The sequence below is a fragment of the Microbacterium dextranolyticum genome (genome assembly GCF_016907295.1).
GTDB lineage: Bacteria > Actinomycetota > Actinomycetes > Actinomycetales > Microbacteriaceae > Microbacterium > Microbacterium dextranolyticum.
The window spans coordinates 573,267-589,067 of the sequence record NZ_JAFBBR010000001.1 but is presented as its reverse complement, the minus strand read 5'-3'; the positions used below and the strand labels follow the sequence as shown (position 1 = coordinate 589,067).

Genomic DNA, 15,801 nt, shown 5'->3' with positions numbered 1-15,801 from the left:
GAGCGCTCTCACGCCACGGTCGCGGTGATCCCGCGCGCCGCGAGGGCGTCGACGATGCGGCCGAACACCTCGTCGAGCGAGCCGACGCCGTCGACCTGGTCGACGATCCCGCGCCCGCGGAAGACCTCGAGGATCGGTGCCGTCTCGCTCTCGTAGATCGCCAGTCGCTTCGCGATGGACTCGTCGTTGTCGTCGGCGCGCCCCTGCTCGGCAGCCCGCACCGCGATCCGCCGAATGGACTCCTCACGCGGCACCACGAGCTCGATGACCGCGGTGAGCGGCTCACCGCGTCCATCGAGGAACTCGTCCAGATCCGACACCTGGCCGAGGTTGCGGGGGTAGCCGTCGAGGAGGAAGCCCTCCGCAGCGTCCGCCTGCGCGAGGCGGTCGCGCACGATCTCGCCGGTGAGCGCGTCGGGCACGAGGTCACCCGCGTCGATGATCGCCTTCACCTGCTGGCCGAGAGGAGTGCCCTGCGAGACGTTCGCCCGGAAGACGTCCCCGGTCGAGACGGCCGGGACCGACAGCAGCTCGGCGATGCGCACGCCCTGCGTGCCCTTGCCGGATCCCTGCGGTCCGACGATCAGCAGACGGGCCGCGGTCATCGCAGAAGCCCTTCGTAGTGGCGCTGCTGCAGCTGGGCGTCGATCTGCTTGACCGTCTCGAGGCCGACACCGACGATGATGAGGATCGATGCGCCACCGAACGGGAAGTTCTGGTTGGCGCTGACGGTCGCCAGCGCGATCAGCGGCAGCAGGGCGATGAGGCCCAGGTAGATCGCGCCGGGCAGCGTGATGCGCGTCAGCACGTAGTCGAGGTACTCGGCCGTCGGACGTCCCGCACGGATGCCGGGGATGAAGCCGCCGTACTTCTTCATGTTGTCGGCGACCTCGACGGGGTTGAAGGTGATCGCGACGTAGAAGTAGGTGAACCCGACGATCAGCAGGAAGTACAGCAGCATGTACAGCGGGTGGTCGCCCTTGGTGAGGTACGACTGGATCCAGGTCACCCAGCCGGGGATGTTGCCGTTGGCATCCGGAGTCTGGTTGAACTGCGCGATGAGCGCCGGGATGTACAGCAGCGACGACGCGAAGATGACGGGCACGACGCCGGCCATGTTGACCTTGATCGGGATGTACGTGTTCGTCCCTCCCAGCGTGCGACGCCCGACCATGCGCTTGGCGTACTGCACGGGGATGCGACGCTGCGACTGCTCCACGAAGACGACGAGCCCCATGACCACGATGCCGACGGCGAGAACCAGGAGGAAGACCTCGAAGCCGCGCGACTGGGCGATCGACCACATGGCGACGGGGAACGTCGCGGCGATCGAGGTGAAGATGAGGATCGACATGCCGTTGCCGACGCCACGCTCGGTGACGAGTTCGGCGAACCACATGATGAGGCCGGTGCCGGCGGTCAGCGTGATGATCATGAGCAGCTGCGCCCACCAGGCGTCGTTGGTCAGCAGGCTGTTGCACGAGGCGATCGACGTGTTGCCGAACAGCTGACCCGAGCGCGCCACGGTCACCAGCGTCGTCGACTGGAGCAGCGCGAGCGCGATCGTGAGATAGCGCGTGTACTGGGTGAGCTTCGCCTGCCCCGCCTGACCCTCCTTGTAGAGGGTCTCGAAGTGCGGGATGACCACGCGCAGCAGCTGCACGATGATCGTCGCCGTGATGTAGGGCATGACCCCGAGTGCGAAGATCGACAGCTGCAGCAGTGCACCGCCGGAGAAGAGGTTCACGAGCGACAGGAGACCCTCACTGGCCGATCCTGTGTCTCGCAGACAGCTCTGCACATTCGGGTAGTTCACGAAGGGCGTCGGAACGTGCGCACCGAGCCGGTAGATGGCGATGATGCCGAGGGTGAAGGCGATCTTCCTCCGGAGGTCCGGGGTGCGGAAGACCCGCGCGATGGCGCTGAACAAGGGGATTTCCTCCAGTGGTCGGGCGGTTCCAGCCGGCCGGGACCGGGGACACCGTCTCCCAGAGTACGGCAACAGGGGCCGGCACCGGATCCCGAATGACTCGGGATGATGTGCCGGCCCCTGCCGTGGACTTACTTGATCGAACCGCCGGCGGCGACGATCTTCTGCTCGGCCGAACCCGAGACCTTGTCGACAGCGACGGTGAGCTTCACCGAGATGTCGCCGGTGCCGAGCACCTTGACCTTCTCGTTCTTGCGCACCGCGCCCTTGGCGACGAGGTCGCCGACGGTGACGTCGCCACCGTTGGGGTAGAGCTCCGCGAGCTTGTCGAGGTTGACCACCTGGTACTCGACGCGGAACGGGTTCTTGAACCCGCGCAGCTTCGGCGTCCGCATGTGGAGGGGCATCTGCCCACCCTCGAAGCCGACCTTCACCTGGTAGCGGGCCTTCGTGCCCTTGGTACCACGGCCCGAGGTCTTACCCTTCGAGCCCTCACCGCGGCCCACGCGGGTCTTGGCGGTGTTGGCGCCGGGAACCGGGCGCAGGTGGTGCACCTTCAGCACGCCGGGACGCGACGCGGCGGCGTCGGCCTTCTTCGCGGGCGCCTTCTTGGCAGCCGGCTTCTTGGCGGCAGCCTTCTTCTCGACGACCTCTTCGGTCGCCTTCTCAGCCTTCTCGGCCATCAGTCGATCTCCTCAACCTTGACGAGGTGAGCGACGGTCTTGACGTAGCCGCGCGTCTGCGCGTCGTCGGGACGGACGACCGAGTCGCCGATCCGCTTCAGACCGAGCGAGCGCAGCGTGTCACGCTGGTTCTGCTTCTCGCTCACCTTGGACTTGACCTGGGTCACCTTGAGGCGCGCAGCCATCAGGCACCTCCCTTTGCAGCGGCCAGGGCGTCGGCCTCGGCACGGATCAGACGGGCCGGAGCCACCTGGTCGAAGTCGAGACCACGACGGGCGGCGACGGCACGGGGCTCCTCGAGCTGCTTCAGCGCCGCGACGGTCGCGTGCACGATGTTGATCGTGTTCGACGAGCCGAGGGACTTCGACAGGACATCGTGGATGCCGGCGCACTCGAGCACGGCGCGAACCGGACCGCCGGCGATGACACCGGTACCGGCAGCCGCGGGACGCAGCAGCACGACGCCGGCAGCGGCCTCACCCTGCACGGGGTGCGGGATGGACGAGCCGGAGCGGGGAACGCGGAAGAAGTTGCGCTTGGCCTCTTCGACACCCTTGGAGATGGCGAGGGGAACCTCACGCGCCTTGCCGTAGCCGACACCGACCAGACCGTTGCCGTCACCCACGACGACGAGCGCCGTGAAGCTGAAGCGGCGACCGCCCTTGACGACCTTCGACACGCGGTTGATGGTGACGACGCGCTCGAGGAACTGGCTCTTCTCGGCGTCGCGACCACCGCGGTCGCGGGTCTGGCTGCGCTCGCGGCCGCCCCGACGGGGCTCGCGCTCGCGCTCGACGGGCGCCTCGGCAGCAGGCGCCTCGACGGGTGCCGTCTCTCCGGTCACTTCGTTCTCCACATTCTGAGCAGTTGCATCGCTCACAGGTTCAGACCTCCTTCGCGGGCGCCGTCCGCAATCGCTGCCACGCGGCCCGCGTAGCGGTTGCCGCCGCGGTCGAACACGACGTCCGAGACGCCGGCAGCCTTGGCGCGCTCAGCGACCAGCTCGCCGACCTTGCGGGCCTTGGCGGTCTTGTCGCCGTCGAACCCACGCAGGTCCGCCTCGAGCGTCGAGGCGGAGGCCACGGTGTGGCCCTTGCTGTCGTCCACGAGCTGGACGAACACGTGGCGGGCCGAACGGGTGACGACCAGGCGCGGACGCGCCTCGGTGCCCACGATCTTCTTGCGCAGGCGCAGGTGACGACGCGTACGAGCGTCGCTCTTCGATGTGACAGCCATGATCACTTACCACTCTTTCCGGCCTTGCGGCGAACGACCTCGCCGGCGTACCGCACACCCTTGCCCTTGTAGGGCTCGGGCTTGCGGATCTTGCGGATGTTCGCAGCGGCCTCGCCGACCGCCTGCTTCGAGATACCGCTGACGGTGACCTTGTTGTTGCCCTCGACGGTCAGCGTGATGCCGGCCGGGGGCTCGATCAGCACCGGGTGCGAGAAGCCGAGCGCGAACTCGACGGCCGCACCCTTCTGCGCGACGCGGTAACCGGTGCCGACGACCTCGAGGCCCTTGGTGTAGCCCTCGGTGACGCCGATGATGTTGTTGCTGATCAGGGTGCGGGTGAGCCCGTGCAGCGAACGCGACTCGCGCTCGTCGTCGGGACGGGAGACCAGAACCTGGCCCTCCTCGACCTTGACCTCGATGGGCTTGGCCACGGTGAGCGCGAGCTCGCCCTTGGGGCCCTTGACGGAGACGTCCTGGCCGGCGACCGAAACGGTCACGCCGGCGGGGATGTCGATGGGCAGGCGTCCGATACGCGACATGTCAGATCACCACACGTAGGCGAGGACTTCCCCACCCACGCCCTTCTGCTCGGCCTGACGGTCCGTGAGGAGACCGGAGGAGGTGGACAAGATCGCGACGCCGAGGCCGCCGAGAACCGTGGGGATCTCGGTCGAGCGTGCGTACACGCGCAGACCCGGCTTGGAGACGCGCTTGATGCCGGCGATCGACCGCTCGCGGTTCGGGCCGTACTTCAGCGTGAGGGTCAGCGTCTGGCCGACGCGGGCGTCCGAGACCTCCCAGGAGGAGATGTAGCCCTCCTGCTGGAGGATCTCGGCGATGTGGGTCTTGAGCTTGGAGCTCGGCAGCGACACGGTGTCGTGGTGCGCCGAGTTCGCGTTGCGCAGACGGGTCAGCATGTCTGCGACCGGGTCTGTCATCGTCATGTCTTGTTTCCTTTGTTCACGTGGTTTCGGATGCCGTTACACGACATCCGACCTTCTTGAGGTGGTTACGCCTTGGCGTCTTCCGTCTGGAAGGGGAAGCCGATCTGGCGCAGGAGCGAACGGCCCTCGGCATCCGTCTTCGCCGTCGTGACGACGGTGATGTCGAAGCCGCGGACGCGGTCGATCTTGTCCTGGTTGATCTCGTGGAACACGGACTGCTCCTGGAGACCGAAGGTGTAGTTGCCGTTGCCGTCGAACTGCTTGGGCGACAGGCCCCGGAAGTCGCGGATGCGGGGCAGCGCCAGCGTCACGAGACGGTCCAGGAACTCCCACGCGCGGTCGCCGCGGAGGGTGACGTGCGCGCCGATGGGCTGACCCTCGCGCAGCTTGAACTGCGCGATGGACTTGCGGGCCTTGGTGACGATGGGCTTCTGACCCGTGATCTTGGTGAGGTCCTCGACCGCACCATCGATCACCTTGGAGTCACGAGCCGCCTCGCCGACACCCGTGTTCACGACGACCTTGACGATCCCGGGGATCTGCATGACGTTCGAGTAGCCGAACTCCTCCTGCAGGGCCTTGCGGATCTCGGCCTGGTACTTCTGCTTCAAACGGGGCTGGATTTTGCCAGTCTCCGTGGCAGTGGTGGTGCTCATCAGAGGTCCTTACCGCTCTTCTTCGCGTAGCGCACGCGGACGGTGCGCTTCACGCCGTCCTTCGTCTGCTCCTCGACGCGGTGACCGACGCGGGTCGGCTTCTTGGTCGAGGGGTCGACGACGGCGACGTTGGAGATGTGGATCGGGGCTTCCATCGTCTCGATGCCGCCCGTCTTCGTGCCGCGCTGGGTCTGACCCACGCGCGTGTGCTTGGTGACGTAGTTGACGCCCTCGACGATGACGCGGTTCTGCTCGACGAGAACGTCGAGGACCTTGCCCTGCTTGCCGCGGTCGCCGCCCTTGTCCTGCTTCTTGCCAGTGATGACCTGGACGAGGTCACCCTTCTTGATCTTGGCCATGCGGTCAGATCACCTCCGGTGCGAGCGAGACGATCTTCATGAACTTCTTGTCGCGAAGCTCACGACCGACCGGGCCGAAGATGCGGGTGCCGCGGGGCTCCCCGTCGTTCTTCAGGATCACGGCCGCGTTCTCGTCGAACTTGATGTAGGACCCGTCGGGACGACGGGTCTGCTTGACGGTGCGGACGATGACGGCCTTGACCACATCACCCTTCTTGACGTTGCCGCCGGGGATCGCGTCCTTGACGGTCGCCACGATGATGTCGCCCACGCCGGCGTAGCGGCGGTTCGAGCCACCGAGCACGCGGATCGTGAGCAGCTCCTTGGCGCCGGTGTTGTCGGCGACCTTGAGGCGGGACTCTGTCTGAATCACTTGTTACTCCTTGGGTTCCAAGAAGGCCGAGGCCTTACTTGGCCTTCTCGAGGATCTCGACCAGACGCCAGCGCTTCGTGGCGCTCAGCGGACGGGTCTCGTTGATGAGCACGAGGTCGCCGATGCCGGCGGAGTTCTGCTCGTCGTGGGCCTTCACCTTCGACGTACGACGGATGACCTTGCCGTACAGCGGGTGCTTCACGCGGTCCTCGACCTCGACGACGATGGTCTTGTCCATCTTGTCGCTGACGACGTAACCGCGACGGGCCTTGCGGTAGCCACGGGCATCCGCGTCGCGCACGTCGTGCGCGCCGTGCTCGTGCCCGGCCTGCTCGGTCGCCTCGACGACCGCCTCGGCGGCCTTCTTCGTGGTGGCCATTACTCAGCCTCTTCCTTCACGGCCTCGTCGGCGGCATCCGCCTTCTTGGCCTTCGTCTTCTTCGCCTTCGTCGCAACCTCGGCGGGCGCGGGCGTGGCACGGATGCCGAGCTCGCGCTCACGGATCACGGTGTAGAGCCGCGCGATGTCGCGCTTGACCGCACGGATGCGGCCGTGGCTCTCGAGCTGGCCGGTGGCCGACTGGAAGCGCAGGTTGAACAGCTCTTCCTTGGCCTTGCGCAGCTCCTCGACGAGGCGCTGGTCCTCGAACGTGTCGAGCTCGCTCGGTGCGAGCGTCTTGGTTCCGACAGCCATTACGCGTCGCCCTCCTCGCGCTTGATGATGCGTGCCTTCAGCGGCAGCTTGTGGATTGCCCGGGTGAGGGCCTCGCGTGCGAGCTCCTCGTTGACGCCTGCGACCTCGAAGAGGACGCGACCCGGCTTGACGTTCGCGACCCACCACTCCGGCGAACCCTTACCGGAACCCATGCGGGTTTCGGCCGGCTTCTTGGTGAGGGGACGGTCGGGGTAGATGTTGATCCACACCTTGCCGCCACGCTTGATGTGACGGGTCATCGCGATACGAGCGGACTCGATCTGACGGTTCGTCACGTACGCGGGGGTCAGGGCCTGGATGCCGAACTCGCCGAAGGAGACCTTCGTGCCACCGGTCGCCTGGCCGGAACGGCCGGGGTGGTGCTGCTTGCGGTACTTGACCTTGCGGGGGATAAGCATCAGGCAGACGCTCCTTCTGCGACGGGGGCCTCGTTGCGGGGGCCGCGACGACGGTCGCCACCACGGTCGTCACGACCACGCGGCGCCTTGGGGGCGTTGGCCTGCTCGCGAGCGAGCTCCTTGGCCGTCAGATCGCCCTTGTAGATCCAGACCTTCACACCGATACGGCCGAAGGTGGTCTTGGCCTCGTAGAAGCCGTAGTCGATGTTCGCGCGCAGCGTGTGCAGGGGCACACGACCGTCGCGGTAGAACTCCGACCGGCTCATCTCGGCGCCGCCGAGGCGACCCGAGACCTGGATGCGGATACCCTTGGCGCCGGCGCGCTGCGCGCCCTGCAGACCCTTGCGCATCGCGCGGCGGAACGCCACGCGGGCGGTGAGCTGCTCGGCGATGCCCTGGGCGACCAGCTGAGCGTCGGCCTCGGGGTTCTTCACCTCGAGGATGTTCAGCTGGATCTGCTTGCCCGTGAGCTTCTCGAGGTCGGCGCGGATGCGCTCGGCCTCGGCGCCACGACGACCGATCACGATGCCCGGACGGGCGGTGTGGATGTCGACGCGGACGCGGTCACGGGTGCGCTCGATCTCGATGCCGGACACACCGGCGCGGTCGAGCTGCGTCTGCAGGAGCTTGCGGATCTTGATGTCCTCGGCGACGTAGTCGGCGTAACGCTGGCCGGGCTTGGTCGAGTCCGAGAACCAACGCGACACGTGGTCGGTCGTGATGCCGAGGCGGAAGCCGTACGGGTTGACCTTCTGTCCCATTACTTGCTCGCCTTCTTGCTGGTGCCGGCTGCTTCGGCGACCTCGGGGGTCGCGAGCTCGACGGTGATGTGGCTCGTGCGCTTCTTGATCTGGAACGCACGGCCCTGGGCGCGGGGCCGGAAACGCTTGAGCGTCGAGCCCTCGTCGACGTACGCGTTGCGCACGTACAGGTCCTGCTCGTCCAGGAACTCGCCGTCCTTGTCCGCCTTCACGCGAGCGTTGGCGACCGCAGACTCGACGAGCTTGTAGATCGGCTCGCTGGCGCTCTGCGGGGCGAACTTCAGGATGGCGAGAGCCTCCTGAGCCTGCTTGCCCTTGATGAGCGCGACGACACGACGAGCCTTCTGAGGGGTCACGCGAATGTGCTTGACGCGTGCGATGGAATCCACCATGTCTCTCCTCCTCTAGTCCTCTCCAGGATCACCACCGCGTCAGCGGCGGCGACCCTTCTTGTCGTCCTTCACGTGGCCGCGGAAGGTGCGGGTGGGCGCGAACTCGCCCAGCTTGTGGCCGACCATGGTCTCGGACACGAACACGGGGATGTGCTTGCGTCCGTCGTGCACGGCGATCGTGTGACCCAGCATCGCCGGGATGATCATCGAGCGGCGCGACCAGGTCTTGATGACGTTCTTGGTACCGGCTTCGTTCTGCGAGGCGACCTTGCGGAGCAGGTGCTCGTCGACGAAGGGGCCCTTCTTCAGGCTGCGAGGCATCTTCCTCTACTCCTACTTGCGCTTCTTGCCGGCGTTGCGACGACGGACGATGTACTTGTCGCTCTCCTTGTTGGGGTGGCGGGTACGACCCTCCGCCTGACCCCAAGGAGTGACGGGGTGACGTCCACCGGACGTCTTGCCCTCACCACCACCGTGCGGGTGGTCGACCGGGTTCATGGCGACGCCACGGACGGTCGGGCGCACGCCCTTCCAGCGCATGCGGCCGGCCTTGCCCCAGTTGATGTTCGACTGCTCGGCGTTGCCGACCTCGCCGATGGTCGCGCGGCAGCGCGCATCGACGTTGCGGATCTCACCCGAGGGCAGACGCAGCTGGGCGTAGGGGCCGTCCTTGGCGACGAGACGCACCGAGGCGCCCGCCGAACGCGCCATCTTCGCGCCGCCGCCGGGGCGGAGCTCGATGGCGTGGATGACCGTACCGGTCGGGATGTTCTTCAGCGGCAGGTTGTTGCCCGGCTTGATGTCGGCCGAGGGGCCCGACTCGACGACGTCGCCCTGCGCCAGCTTGGCGGGAGCCAGGATGTAGCGCTTCTCGCCGTCGGCGTAGTGCAGCAGCGCGATGCGCGCGGTGCGGTTGGGGTCGTACTCGATGTGAGCGACCTTCGCGTCGATGCCGTCCTTGTCGTTGCGACGGAAGTCGATGACACGGTACTGACGCTTGTGACCGCCACCGATGTGACGCGTCGTGATGCGACCCTGGTTGTTGCGACCACCGGTCTTGGACAGCGGGCGCAGCAGCGACTTCTCGGGCGTCGATCGCGTGATCTCGGCGAAGTCGGCCACCGACGAACCGCGGCGACCCGGGGTCGTGGGCTTGTACTTGCGAATAGCCATGGTGTGTTGTCCTCTATCCCAGCTGTCAGCCGACGGCCGTGAAGATGTCGATGGTGCCCGACTTCAGCGTGACGATGGCGCGCTTGGTGTCCTTGCGCTTGCCGATGCCGAAGCGGGTGCGACGGGCCTTGCCCGCGCGGTTGAGCGTGTTGACCGCGGCGACCTTGACGCCGAAGATCTTCTCGATGGCGAGCTTGATCTCGGTCTTCGAGGCACGCGGGTCCACGAGGAAGGTGTACTTGCCCTCGTCGATCAGGCCGTAGCTCTTCTCCGAAACCACCGGCTTCAGGATGATGTCGCGCGGGTCCTTGTTCAGGGAGACGTTCGCAGTGGTCATGCCGAGACCTCCTCGGTGGCGCCGGCCTTCGCAGCGACGAACGCGTCGTAGGCGGCCTTGGTGAAGACGATGTCGTCCGAGACGAGCACGTCGTAGGCGTTGAGCTGGCCGACCTCGAGCACGTGGACGTAGCCGAGGTTGCGGATGCTCTTGAGGGTGAGCTCGTCGCCGCGCTCGATGACGACCATGACGTTCTTGGTCGGAGCGAGCTGGGCGAGGACCGCCGCGGCGGCCTTCGTCGAGGGGGTTCCCTCGATGCCGAACGAGTCGACGACGTGCAGGCGTCCACCGCGAGCGCGGTCGCTGATCGCACCCAGCAGGGCGGCGGCGATCATCTTCTTGGGGGTGCGCTGCGAGTAGTCGCGCGGCTTCGGGCCGTGGACGATGCCACCGCCGGTCATGTGCGGCGCGCGGATCGAGCCCTGACGGGCGTTACCCGTGCCCTTCTGCTTGAAGGGCTTGCGGCCGGCACCGGAGACCTCACCGCGACGCTTGGTCGAGTGGGTGCCCTGGCGAGCCGCGGCGAGCTGCGCCACGACGACCTGGTGGATGAGGGGGATGTTCGTCTTGACGTCGAAGATCGCGGCGGGCAGCTCGACGGAGCCGACCTTCTTGCCGTCGGACTTCAGGACGTCGAGCGCGAGAGTCGAGTCAGCCATGTTCAGGCACCCTTCACTGCGTTGCGGACGTAGACGATGCGGCCGCGCGCGCCGGGGACGGCGCCCTTGACGAGCAGCAGACCCTTCTCGGCGTCGACGGCGTGCACCGTGAGGTTGAGGACGGTCACGCGCTCGCCACCCATACGGCCGGCCATGCGCATGCCCTTGAAGACGCGGCTCGGGGTCGACGAGGCGCCGATCGAACCGGGCTTGCGGTGGTTGCGGTGCGCACCGTGCGACGCGGAGACACCCTTGAAGTTGTGGCGCTTCATGACACCCGCGGTGCCCTTGCCCTTGCTGGTGCCGACGACGTCGACCAGCTGGCCGGCCTCGAACGTCGCGTCGACGGTGAGCTCCTGGCCGAGGCTGTAGTCACCGGCATCCGCCGTGCGCACCTCGGTGAGGTGGCGGCGAGGGGTGACGCCGGCGGCGTCGAAGTGAGCCGTCAGCGGCTTGTTGACCTTGCGGGGGTCGATCTGGCCGTAGGCGATCTGGACGGCGTTGTAGCCGTCGCGCTCGGGCGTGCGCACCTGGGTGACCACGTTGGGGGCCACCTCGATGACGGTGACGGGAACGAGCTTGCCGTTCTCGTCCCAGACCTGGGTCATGCCGAGCTTGGTGCCGAGCAGACCCTTGGAAACCTTGGAGTTGATGTCAGCCATGTCGAACCTCAGAGCTTGATCTCGATGTTGACATCGGCCGGGAGGTCGAGACGCATCAGCGAGTCGACGGCCTTGGGCGTCGGGTCGATGATGTCGATCAGGCGCTTGTGGGTGCGCATCTCGAAGTGCTCGCGGCTGTCCTTGTACTTGTGGGGCGACCGGATGACGCACACGACGTTCTTCTCGGTCGGAAGCGGCACGGGGCCGACGACCGTGGCGCCCGCGCGGGTCACCGTGTCGACGATCTTGCGTGCCGACGTGTCGATGACCTCGTGGTCGTACGACTTCAGGCGAATGCGGATCTTCTGTCCCGCCATTGTCTGCTCTCTCTCTTCTCGCGTCATACCTCACGGGCATTGGACGCACGGGGCGCTTGTGGCGCCGGGGCACTTCCTCCTCGAACCTGTCGCCAGGCCTTCGAGGGACTTGCACCACTGTTCTGATGTCAAGCCCACCTCGTTGCGCACGCGCAACACCTGAGTCCAGGCGGAAGGGGTGGATTGTGTTGTTCTACTGCCCGCGGCCTAGGACCCTGCGCCGACCCTCGCGAGGTGGCGCCGCCTATGCACTGCCCTGGCAGTGATCCCGCGCATGCCGAAACGGCGCAGGAATGTGGAACCTGACTAGTCTACGCGGCGCCCGGGCGTGTCGCAAACCCGGGCGTGTCGCGCCTGCGGTGCGGACCGCCCGGGTGTGCTCGAGGGAGCCTGGGACAGCCAAGAGGGGGGATGCCTCAGGCATCCCCCCTCTGTGCACGCGGCTCATACGCGCCGGAGACGCGTCACTCGTTGCCGACGGCCCCGTCGACGCTGTCGCGGACGCTGTCCACCTGACCGTGGACGCTCTCGGGAGCGATCTTCTTGACGAAGTCGGCGGCGGCGTCGAGCACGTTGTCGCTGACCTGCTCGGCCTGCTCGCTGTGGATCACCTCGTCGATCTTCTCCTTGTTCTCCTCCAGGAAGTCCTTGCCCTGATTGACGAGGTCCTCGATGCCCATATCGCCTCCTTCGCCGCCCCCCGTGGGCGGATCCCCTCCATTCTGGTCGGAGCGATCGCGTCGGCGCCAGTACCCTGGGATCCGTGCTTCCGCCTCGCCTCGCCCCGACGCTCGGCGCCCTCGCGCTCGCCGTGTGCGCCGTCCTCACTCTGTCGGCCTGCAGCGGTCCCACCGACCCCGGCGCCTCGGCGTCGAGCATCGGTCAGGAGCAGCTGGTACGTGTGCCCGCGGACGCGCCGACGGTGCAGGATGCCGCGGCGCGCGTCGCGCCCGGCGGGATGATCCTGATCGCCCCCGGCACCTATCCCGAGACGGTCACCATCTCGACTCCGGACGTGACGGTCCGCGGCGAGGACCGGAACGGCACCGTCATCGACGGCGGCGGCATCCGCCCGTACGGCGTCGTCTCGATCGCCGACGGCGTGCGGGTCGAGAACCTCACCGTCACCGGCGCGACCTTCTACGGCGTCCTGTTCACGGGGCTGCACGACGACAGCGGCCCCTCGGCACCGTCGGCCAACGGCTACGAGAAGTGGGACCCGACGAAGTTCCCGCCGCTGCAGCGGTACCTCGTCGACCACGTGACGGCGACCAACAACGGCCTGTACGGCATCTACGCCTTCAACGCGCAGCACGGCGTGATCCGCGACTCGTACGCGTCGGGCTCGGCCGACAGCGGGATCTACCTGGGGCAGTGCGTGAACTGCGATGCGCTGATCACCGGCAACGTCGCCGAACGCAACGCGGTCGGCTTCGAGAACGCGAATGCGAGCGATTCGGTGCTGGTCGCGGGCAACCGCTTCGCGGGCAACCGGATCGGGATGACCCTGCTGTCCAGCTATCAGGAGGCGTTCACCCCGCAGCGCGGCAACGACATCGTCGGAAACCTCCTCGCGGACAACGTGGCGGCCGACTCCCCGTCGCAGGCCGACGGAGCCTTCGCGACCGGCGTGGGCATCAGCGGCGGGCAGAACAACCGGTTCGCACGCAACCTCATCGCCGGCAACCCGCGCGCCGGAGCGATCATCAGCAACACCGAGGACATCCCCTCGATCGGCAACCGCTTCGACGGCGACGTGTTCTCCGGCAACGGCGTCGACGTGGCGAACATCTCGGCGGCGCGCTCGCCCGCCGTCGGGACCTGCGCCCCGACCGCCGCGACGGCCCTTCCGGACGCATTGCTGTCCGCGCTGACCTCGTGCAGCGATGGCACGAGCGCGCAGCCGGCGGCGGCGTCGGCCCCCGGTCCCGACGTTCCCCCGGGGATGTCGTTCCTGAAGGTTCCCGCTCCGAAGCCGCAGCCGAACCTGGCGCAGCGTTCTTCCTATCCGCGGCTTCCGGATCGCATCGACCTGCCCGATGCAGCCTCGTTCCCGGTACCGGGCCGCGATCTTCTCGGCGACCTGTCGGGCACGCGGTGAGAGGCGCAGGTCCCCGCGCCGCGGCGCTCGCGCTGGCCGTCCTGCTGCTCGCCGGGTGTGCCGCGTCGCCCGACGAGGCTGCCACCCCCTCGCCGCAGGGCGTGACCGCCGAGCAGGCGCAGCTGATCGCGATCGCACGGTTCCGGAGCTTCGACGCGGGGAGCCGGCCGTTCACGACCGATCTCACCGAGCGGGGCACGGCGCTGCACCTGCAGGGGTGGATCGATTACCCGCACGGATCGGGATACGTCTCGGTGACGAGCCGCGGGGCATCCTTCGACCCGCAGGCGCTGCTGTGGTCGGCCTCGACCGTGGGGATCACACCGGCCGCCCCCGACGCGGCGGGCGATCCCCCGCTGCCGGTGCTCCCGCTCTCGGATTCCCGATGGACGAGCCGCCCGATGGACCCGGCCTCCTCGCGCATGGACGCCCTCCTGTCGGCGATCACCGCGCTCGGCGCCGATCGGCCCGACAACCCCCTGCTCGTCCAGCAGGCCGGGGGGCTGTGGCTGCGCGCCGACACGGTCGACGGCGTTCCCGTGCAGGTGTTCGCGACGCCTCCGAGCGATGAGCCGCTCGGCGTCACCTCCCCCCCGGTCACCGCCGACTCGTCGCCGGTGCGACTGTGGCTGGATGCCTCGGGACTCATCCTGCGCGCCGAGCTCCGCCTCGGCGACGACTGGAGCACGGTCGATTTCGGCACCCGCACCGGCGCCGACCTGCCCGACATGACCTCGACAGGAGGAGCGCGATGAGCGCGGTGGACGATCGCGGACATCCTGCCGACGCTGACGAGTCCGATTCCACGCACGCGCCGGAGCGGGCACTGTCACGCCGCGCGCTGCTGTTCGGCGCCGGCGCCACGGCGGGGCTGATCGCGGGCGCGGCCGGCGGCACCGGCATCGCGCTCGCTGCCTCTCGCGGAACGGATCCCGCCGCCGCACCCGCGCCCTCCGGCACGGCCACGGCCGCCGTGCCCGGCGCTCCGGTCGTTGCGGCTGGGCTGCACCAGGGGGGAATCGCCGCACCCGCGATGCCCCAGCAGCACTGCATCGTGGCGATCGGCGATCTGACCCTCGCCGATCTGCGCGGCACGCTCACAGCGCTCGGCACCCAGATCCTCCGCGCGACGGACGCCGCGGCGCCGCTGACCGACCTCACTCCGGGAGGTGTGGGCGATACGACCGTCACGATCGGCCTCGGGCCTCGCGCACTCGCCGCGACCGGTCACCCCGATCTTGCCGGCGTCGTCGCGCTGCCCGACTTCGCGGGCGATCCCGCACTCTCGCCGGAACGGCGCGGCGGCGACATCCTGCTCTCCGTCAACGCGAGCGACCCCGTCGTGCTCGAGCCCATCCTGCATTCGTTGACCGCACTCCTGCCGGGATTCGCGTTGCGCTGGTCGGACTTCGGCTACCGCGGTGCCGTGGAGGGCACTGCCACCCGCAACCCGTTCGGATACCTGGACGGCATCAAGGTCCCGCACGGGCCCGCCGAGTTCGATGAGAACGTGTGGATCGCGAGCGGCCCGCTCGCCGGCGGCACCGTGTGCGTGATCCGGCGTTTCGCGCTCGCCGTCGACGCGTTCCGTCAGCTGGCGCCCGACGCGCGCGACGCGACGGTCGGACGCAGTCAGGTCAGCGGCGCGCCGCTGTCCGGTGGCATCGTCACCGACGACGTCGACCTCACCGCGAAGAGCCCGAACGGCGACCTGCTCGTGCCCGCGCGCTCGCACGCCAGGGCCGCCCATCCCTCGTTCACCGGCAGCGCCCTCATGCTGCGACGCAGCTACAGCTATCGGGCGTCCGCGGCCGACCAGGGGCACATGTTCATCTCCTACCAGGCCGACGTGCAGACGTTCGCACGCACGCAGCTGCGCCTCGACGAGATCGACGACATGATGCGCTTCGCCACCCCGACCGCAACGGCGGCATTCGCTGTGCTGCCGGGCTTCTCGGCGTCCTCACCGCTCGGCTCGACGCTGTTCTGAGCGGCCCGCGGACGTTCCGGCCCGCACGGGCCATCGGTCTCGCCGCGTGACGCGGCCCTCTGCGACGCTGCGTGCATCTGTGTGATGCGGGCGGTCGCACGCGTGCGGCCCCGTGC

Annotated in this window: 26 protein-coding genes; 3 read left to right on the top strand and 23 right to left on the bottom strand. The window is 68.0% G+C overall.

Annotated elements, in window-relative coordinates; genetic code table 11:
* Window positions 1-8: 8 nt before the first annotated feature.
* The 23 genes from JOE64_RS02555 to JOE64_RS02445 all read right to left on the bottom strand — a co-directional run bounded on the left by JOE64_RS02555 (window position 9) and on the right by JOE64_RS02445 (window position 12,274).
* Window positions 9-605 carry an adenylate kinase gene (locus JOE64_RS02555; RefSeq protein ID WP_204962813.1) on the bottom strand — a complete coding sequence of 199 codons (597 nt, stop codon included), beginning with the start codon at window positions 603-605 and terminating at the stop codon, window positions 9-11.
* The gene (gene secY, locus JOE64_RS02550) at window positions 602-1,930 is read right to left on the bottom strand and encodes a preprotein translocase subunit SecY (RefSeq protein WP_204962812.1); all 1,329 of its coding nucleotides are present in this window, start codon (window positions 1,928-1,930) and stop codon (window positions 602-604) included. The genes JOE64_RS02555 and secY overlap by 4 nt, the downstream gene beginning before the upstream one ends.
* A 131-nt stretch (window positions 1,931-2,061) precedes the next feature.
* A complete protein-coding gene (rplO, locus tag JOE64_RS02545; protein ID WP_204962811.1) occupies window positions 2,062-2,613 on the bottom strand; it encodes a 50S ribosomal protein L15 in 552 nt (183 codons plus the stop codon).
* Window positions 2,613-2,798, bottom strand: a complete 186-nt coding sequence (gene rpmD / locus JOE64_RS02540; RefSeq protein ID WP_023954062.1) for a 50S ribosomal protein L30 — start codon at window positions 2,796-2,798, stop codon at window positions 2,613-2,615. Before rpmD ends, rplO begins: the two co-directional genes overlap by 1 nt.
* Window positions 2,798-3,493: a 30S ribosomal protein S5 gene (gene rpsE / locus JOE64_RS02535; protein WP_204962810.1), complete on the bottom strand. Its 696-nt coding sequence runs from the start codon at window positions 3,491-3,493 to the stop codon at window positions 2,798-2,800. The genes rpmD and rpsE overlap by 1 nt, the downstream gene beginning before the upstream one ends.
* Window positions 3,490-3,849: a 50S ribosomal protein L18 gene (gene rplR, locus JOE64_RS02530; RefSeq protein ID WP_204962809.1), complete on the bottom strand. Its 360-nt coding sequence runs from the start codon at window positions 3,847-3,849 to the stop codon at window positions 3,490-3,492. Before rplR ends, rpsE begins: the two co-directional genes overlap by 4 nt.
* Window positions 3,850-3,851: 2 nt before the next feature.
* Window positions 3,852-4,388, bottom strand: coding sequence for a 50S ribosomal protein L6 (gene rplF / locus JOE64_RS02525; RefSeq protein ID WP_204962808.1), 537 nt, complete (start codon window positions 4,386-4,388; stop codon window positions 3,852-3,854).
* 6 nt (window positions 4,389-4,394) lie between these two features.
* A complete protein-coding gene (gene rpsH, locus JOE64_RS02520) occupies window positions 4,395-4,793 on the bottom strand; it encodes a 30S ribosomal protein S8 (protein ID WP_204962807.1) in 399 nt (132 codons plus the stop codon).
* A gap of 65 nt (window positions 4,794-4,858) precedes the next feature.
* A complete protein-coding gene (gene rplE / locus JOE64_RS02515; RefSeq protein WP_204962806.1) occupies window positions 4,859-5,449 on the bottom strand; it encodes a 50S ribosomal protein L5 in 591 nt (196 codons plus the stop codon).
* Complete coding sequence (rplX, locus tag JOE64_RS02510) at window positions 5,449-5,808, bottom strand: 50S ribosomal protein L24 (protein ID WP_204962805.1); 360 nt, start codon at window positions 5,806-5,808, stop codon at window positions 5,449-5,451. The genes rplE and rplX overlap by 1 nt, the downstream gene beginning before the upstream one ends.
* A 4-nt stretch (window positions 5,809-5,812) precedes the next feature.
* A complete protein-coding gene (gene rplN, locus JOE64_RS02505) occupies window positions 5,813-6,181 on the bottom strand; it encodes a 50S ribosomal protein L14 (RefSeq protein WP_204962804.1) in 369 nt (122 codons plus the stop codon).
* Between the two features lie 34 nt (window positions 6,182-6,215).
* Window positions 6,216-6,560 carry a 30S ribosomal protein S17 gene (rpsQ, locus tag JOE64_RS02500; protein ID WP_204962803.1) on the bottom strand — a complete coding sequence of 115 codons (345 nt, stop codon included), beginning with the start codon at window positions 6,558-6,560 and terminating at the stop codon, window positions 6,216-6,218.
* A complete protein-coding gene (gene rpmC / locus JOE64_RS02495) occupies window positions 6,560-6,874 on the bottom strand; it encodes a 50S ribosomal protein L29 (RefSeq protein WP_204962802.1) in 315 nt (104 codons plus the stop codon). The genes rpsQ and rpmC overlap by 1 nt, the downstream gene beginning before the upstream one ends.
* Window positions 6,874-7,293 carry a 50S ribosomal protein L16 gene (rplP, locus tag JOE64_RS02490; protein WP_018171451.1) on the bottom strand — a complete coding sequence of 140 codons (420 nt, stop codon included), beginning with the start codon at window positions 7,291-7,293 and terminating at the stop codon, window positions 6,874-6,876. The genes rpmC and rplP overlap by 1 nt, the downstream gene beginning before the upstream one ends.
* Window positions 7,293-8,054 carry a 30S ribosomal protein S3 gene (gene rpsC / locus JOE64_RS02485; RefSeq protein ID WP_204962801.1) on the bottom strand — a complete coding sequence of 254 codons (762 nt, stop codon included), beginning with the start codon at window positions 8,052-8,054 and terminating at the stop codon, window positions 7,293-7,295. The genes rplP and rpsC overlap by 1 nt, the downstream gene beginning before the upstream one ends.
* Complete coding sequence (rplV, locus tag JOE64_RS02480) at window positions 8,054-8,446, bottom strand: 50S ribosomal protein L22 (RefSeq protein ID WP_204962800.1); 393 nt, start codon at window positions 8,444-8,446, stop codon at window positions 8,054-8,056. The genes rpsC and rplV overlap by 1 nt, the downstream gene beginning before the upstream one ends.
* Window positions 8,447-8,485: 39 nt before the next feature.
* Complete coding sequence (rpsS, locus tag JOE64_RS02475; protein ID WP_204962799.1) at window positions 8,486-8,767, bottom strand: 30S ribosomal protein S19; 282 nt, start codon at window positions 8,765-8,767, stop codon at window positions 8,486-8,488.
* Window positions 8,768-8,779: 12 nt separating this feature from the next.
* Window positions 8,780-9,619, bottom strand: coding sequence for a 50S ribosomal protein L2 (gene rplB, locus JOE64_RS02470; protein WP_204962798.1), 840 nt, complete (start codon window positions 9,617-9,619; stop codon window positions 8,780-8,782).
* A 25-nt stretch (window positions 9,620-9,644) separates the two neighbouring features.
* Window positions 9,645-9,956, bottom strand: a complete 312-nt coding sequence (gene rplW / locus JOE64_RS02465) for a 50S ribosomal protein L23 (protein ID WP_204962797.1) — start codon at window positions 9,954-9,956, stop codon at window positions 9,645-9,647.
* On the bottom strand, window positions 9,953-10,615 hold the full coding sequence (rplD, locus tag JOE64_RS02460; RefSeq protein ID WP_204962796.1) for a 50S ribosomal protein L4: 663 nt from the start codon (window positions 10,613-10,615) through the stop codon (window positions 9,953-9,955). Before rplD ends, rplW begins: the two co-directional genes overlap by 4 nt.
* A 2-nt stretch (window positions 10,616-10,617) precedes the next feature.
* Window positions 10,618-11,277 carry a 50S ribosomal protein L3 gene (rplC, locus tag JOE64_RS02455; RefSeq protein ID WP_204962795.1) on the bottom strand — a complete coding sequence of 220 codons (660 nt, stop codon included), beginning with the start codon at window positions 11,275-11,277 and terminating at the stop codon, window positions 10,618-10,620.
* An 8-nt stretch (window positions 11,278-11,285) separates the two neighbouring features.
* Window positions 11,286-11,594, bottom strand: a complete 309-nt coding sequence (gene rpsJ, locus JOE64_RS02450; RefSeq protein WP_005050520.1) for a 30S ribosomal protein S10 — start codon at window positions 11,592-11,594, stop codon at window positions 11,286-11,288.
* Between the two features lie 464 nt (window positions 11,595-12,058).
* Window positions 12,059-12,274, bottom strand: coding sequence for an antitoxin (locus JOE64_RS02445; RefSeq protein WP_204962794.1), 216 nt, complete (start codon window positions 12,272-12,274; stop codon window positions 12,059-12,061).
* A gap of 83 nt (window positions 12,275-12,357) precedes the next feature.
* Here JOE64_RS02445 and JOE64_RS02440 point away from each other — a divergent pair, with 83 nt between their 5' ends.
* From JOE64_RS02440 to JOE64_RS02430, 3 genes are read left to right on the top strand one after another with little or no spacing between them, the layout of a single operon-like run.
* Entirely contained in the window at window positions 12,358-13,695 is a 1,338-nt protein-coding gene (locus tag JOE64_RS02440; protein WP_204962793.1) for a right-handed parallel beta-helix repeat-containing protein, read from the top strand.
* Window positions 13,692-14,450, top strand: coding sequence for a hypothetical protein (locus JOE64_RS02435; RefSeq protein ID WP_204962792.1), 759 nt, complete (start codon window positions 13,692-13,694; stop codon window positions 14,448-14,450). Before JOE64_RS02440 ends, JOE64_RS02435 begins: the two co-directional genes overlap by 4 nt.
* Window positions 14,447-15,685: a Dyp-type peroxidase gene (locus tag JOE64_RS02430; protein ID WP_204962791.1), complete on the top strand. Its 1,239-nt coding sequence runs from the start codon at window positions 14,447-14,449 to the stop codon at window positions 15,683-15,685. Before JOE64_RS02435 ends, JOE64_RS02430 begins: the two co-directional genes overlap by 4 nt.
* Window positions 15,686-15,801 lie beyond the last annotated feature (116 nt).